The sequence below is a fragment of the Acetobacter papayae JCM 25143 genome (assembly GCF_000613285.1).
Classification (GTDB): Bacteria; Pseudomonadota; Alphaproteobacteria; order Acetobacterales; family Acetobacteraceae; genus Acetobacter; species Acetobacter papayae.
In genome coordinates, this window is sequence record NZ_BAIN01000120.1 from 1 (window position 1) to 3538 (window position 3538).

The 3538-nt window shown below is 63.3% G+C and carries 5 protein-coding genes and 1 pseudogene; 2 read left to right on the forward strand and 4 right to left on the reverse strand.

The window, feature by feature from the left end; genetic code table 11:
- The 4 genes and pseudogenes from JCM25143_RS14625 to JCM25143_RS14645 form a co-directional block, all read right to left on the reverse strand.
- A partial coding sequence (locus JCM25143_RS14625; protein WP_025861765.1) for an NAD-dependent epimerase/dehydratase family protein occupies positions 1 to 957 on the reverse strand: 957 nt, incomplete at its 3' end.
- 76 nt (positions 958 to 1033) lie between these two features.
- The gene (locus JCM25143_RS14630; protein WP_081773618.1) at positions 1034 to 1561 is read right to left on the reverse strand and encodes a DUF192 domain-containing protein; all 528 of its coding nucleotides are present in this window, start codon (positions 1559 to 1561) and stop codon (positions 1034 to 1036) included.
- A 78-nt stretch (positions 1562 to 1639) separates the two neighbouring features.
- A pseudogene (locus tag JCM25143_RS20195) lies at positions 1640 to 2337 on the reverse strand (MBL fold metallo-hydrolase).
- Positions 2338 to 2503: 166 nt separating this feature from the next.
- A complete protein-coding gene (locus JCM25143_RS14645) occupies positions 2504 to 2920 on the reverse strand; it encodes a baeRF12 domain-containing protein (RefSeq protein ID WP_035371461.1) in 417 nt (138 codons plus the stop codon).
- Here JCM25143_RS14645 and JCM25143_RS24930 point away from each other — a divergent pair.
- A complete protein-coding gene (locus tag JCM25143_RS24930) occupies positions 2919 to 3044 on the forward strand; it encodes a hypothetical protein (RefSeq protein WP_267879979.1) in 126 nt (41 codons plus the stop codon). The genes JCM25143_RS14645 and JCM25143_RS24930 overlap by 2 nt on opposite strands.
- Before the next feature lie 9 nt (positions 3045 to 3053).
- A partial coding sequence (locus JCM25143_RS14650; protein ID WP_234395349.1) for an XdhC family protein occupies positions 3054 to 3538 on the forward strand: 485 nt, incomplete at its 3' end.

Sequence of the window (3538 nt, forward strand, 5' to 3'; positions counted from 1 at the left end):
TGATTCGCGGAGCCATGAGACGAAGTGTCCGATTCCCGTTTCCAGTGTTGTGGAGGGCTGCCAGCCTGTCAGAGCGCGGATAGCGCGGATATCGGCCCAGGTTCTTTCCACATCAGCGCCCGGCCTTGGTTGCAGGGTAATCTGTGCCTTACGGCCCAGATGCTGCTCCAGCAGGCTAACCAGATGGCGCACGGATTCCGGCCGGTCGTTTCCGACATTGAGAATCCGTGGCTGATCGGGAGCAGGCGGATGAGCGAACACCGCCAGCACTGCCCGCGTTACGTCATCAATATAGGTGAAGTCGCGCGCGAGGGCGTCGCCCTCGTAGAGAGTCACTGGCTCGCCAGCCATAATGGCGCGGGCAAAGCTATAATAGGCCATGTCCGGGCGGCCCCACGGCCCATAGACCGTAAAGAAGCGCAACCCTGTCTGCGGCAGTCCATACAGATGGCTATAGGCAACCGAGGCCAGTTCGGCGCTGCGCTTTGTCACAGCATAGAAAGAGCCCGGCCTGTCCACCGGATCGCTCTCAGAAAACGGCAGGCGCGTATTGCCCCCGTAAACCGAGGAGGAGGACGCATAGACCAGATGGTCCAGCCGCCGCAGCCTGCGGGCGAACTCCAGCACCGCCACATGGCCGCACACATTCGTGCCTGCGAACACATAGGGGTCTTTCAGGGAGTACCGCACCCCGGCCTGTGCGGCCATGTGGAAGATGCCGCGTATATCCGGCTCGGCCTGCCGCAGAGCTTCAAGCGCCTCGGGGTTGCTGACATCAAGCTGATGAAAGGAAAATCCGGCCTGCTGTTGCAGCCGGGCCAGCCGGGCCTGTTTGAGCGCCGGGCTATAATAGCTGTTCAGGTTATCCAGCCCGACAACACGTTCGCCCCGCGCCAGCAGGGCTTGGGCGACATGCGCCCCCACAAACCCGGCCACGCCGGTTACCAAGATTACCACGTTTACTGCCCCAGATCCTGCGCGCCACGCCCTGCGGCCGGACCAGCCCGGCCGCCGATGCTTTTAATCGAACGCCTTATGGCGCGGGGTGCGCTGCCCCTGTGGTGGCGCCCGTAGCGTTGCCCTTGGCATTGCCCGTTTCATCACCCGCCAGCGTAGCCGACACCACCTTGTCACCCACGGTAATGCCTAGCTTGGCTGTCAGCCCGCCTGCCAGTTCCAGCGTGGCCAGCACCGGACCATGACTGCTTATATAAGCCAGACTGTAGGGAACGGCGTTTTCGACAATGGAGGAAACCCGCCCGTCGCTCCCGATAAAGACGATATCCAGCGGGACGACTGTATTCTGCATCCACATATCGCTCTGGCGCGGGGTTTTCCACGGGAACAGCATACCGCCATCTTCCGGCACGGCGGTGCGGAACATTTCACCCACCTGCTGCTGGCGCGGCGTGCGCGCCACTTCCACAGAAAACGCATGCGTGCCGGTGGCCGAGACAATGCTCAGGCTTTCCTTGGCCAGCACCGGCTGCGCCTGCGTGGGCTCGCCTGTCAGCGACGCCTCCGCACCGGCGGCACTCTCCTGCGCCCGAACCACCACCATGGGTACTGCCTGCGCCACACATGCGGCCACCAGAGCCGCCAACACTTTGTAGTTCACGTTACCTTACTCTCCCCAGCCTCAGCCTTGCAGGAATGGATTGCCCGCCGCCTCTGTATCCAGCGTGGTCAGGCCACCATGGCCGGGCACAACCGTAATATCGTCACGTATTGCCGCGCCGCCTGACTCTTTTGTCAGCGGCAGCAGTTTGTCCTTGATAGAGCTTACCAGCAGCGGGCCATCGCCATAGGCGAAATCTGTCCGCCCGACCGTGCCACGAAACAGCACATCGCCCACAAAAGCGAAGCGCGCTGCCTTGTCCACAAACACCACATGGCCGGGCGTATGCCCCGGCACGTGCAGCACATGCAGGCGGCACCCGGCATAGTCCAGCACCTCGCCCTCCTGCACAAAGCGATCGACCGTGGCGTTTTCCAGCCCTTCAAGCCCGAAATGCCGGGCCTGATCGGCAATGGACGCCAGCAGGAAGGCATCGCGCTCATCGGGCCCGATCACATCCGGCGCGGGAGCTGCGCGTTCGGCCAGCCCGCGGCGCAAGGCCGCCACACCCCCGGCATGGTCCAGATGGCCATGCGTAATCAGGATAGCCTCGACCTCAAGGGCGTGCCGGTCAATGAAAGCCAGAAGCGTGTCGGCATCCCCTCCGGGGTCAACCACGAGGCGCGCCGGGTTTCGGGGTTCCACAAAATGGAACAGTTCTGCCTGAAGGGCGTAACCGGTATGATGTTCAACTGCATGCCGGGATAGGCCACATGCATGGCTTCACTCTCCTTAACCATACGGGGGGTGTTGCGCTGGTTTGCCCCGTCTGTTCAGGCAATGGCACGAATACGGGCAAAAAAAAACTGCCGGTGCGGCGGAAAGCCCCGCGCGACCGGCAGTTCTGAAAGGCGTGGGGCGTTTACCCGCCCCAAACGGGCACCTTTAGCCCGGCATGACCCAGCCCGTGGCCGGGATATCAAAATGCGGCCGCAGCTCGTGCGAGGGGATGTTGATAAGGTCCTTGGACAGCACCTTGATAACCCGCGCAGCGGCGGGTGCGCTCAGATGCTGGCGGATTTCATGCAGCACGGGCGCGGGGGCTGCCACCACAAACGCCGCCACATTGGCCCCATCATGCGCAACCTGCGCGTTCATGCGATCGGCCACGCTACGGGCAAACGCATCCTTGCGCGCATCCGCGGGCGTGGCACCGGCAGGCATCTGGCCCGGCGTGGCTGTATGGGCGTGGCTGTCAGATACTTCCACATCGTGCATGGCACCCTGACTATCGTGCAGGAAACGCACCTTGCCCCCATCGGCCACGACATACACAACCTGACCGTCTCTAGCTTCCGTCATGAACTTTCCAGTCCCTGTTCGTGTTAACCGCGACAGACGGCTCCGGCTGATCGCCTCACGCAGGGGAGCCCCCCGCCCGGACGATACGCTGCTTGATGGGCAGCCTGTCCGCTGGATGATATAGGGTGGACATATGACAGTTTCACCCCCTCACCCCCCGGAAGAGATGCAAAAAACCGCACAGCACACGCTGGACCATGCCCTGCACTGGGTGCGACAGGGTCAGGCCGTAGCCGTGGCCACCGTAACCGGCACATGGGGCAGCTCACCCCGCCCGGCGGGCAGTTGCATGGTCATGGCCGAGAGTGGCCGGGTGGAGGGCTCTGTCAGCGGTGGGTGCGTGGAATCGGATGTCATGCACAATGCGCTACGGATTATGGCGGGCGATGCACCGGAAGTGCTGGATTACGGTGTCAGCAGCGCACGGGCATGGGAAGTGGGTCTGGCCTGCGGTGGCCGCCTTGAAGTGCTGGTGGAGGCCGTACGCAGCCCCGCCTGCCCCACCGGCACATGGCCTATGGAAATACTGGAACAGCTCTGTGCGCTCATGGCCGCGCGCCGCCCGGCAGTGCTGCTGCGCACGCTGGATACCACGCAGCACCGCGTGCTGGCCACCCG

Coding starts and splice junctions, on each gene's coding strand:
- JCM25143_RS14630 (WP_081773618.1), bottom strand. CDS start 1,561: ATGGTGGTGGTTCGGGCGCAGGAGAGTGCCGCCGGTGCGGAGGCGTCG.
- JCM25143_RS24930 (WP_267879979.1), top strand. CDS start 2,919: ATGAACTTTCCAGTCCCTGTTCGTGTTAACCGCGACAGACGGCTCCGG.
- JCM25143_RS14645 (WP_035371461.1), bottom strand. CDS start 2,920: ATGACGGAAGCTAGAGACGGTCAGGTTGTGTATGTCGTGGCCGATGGG.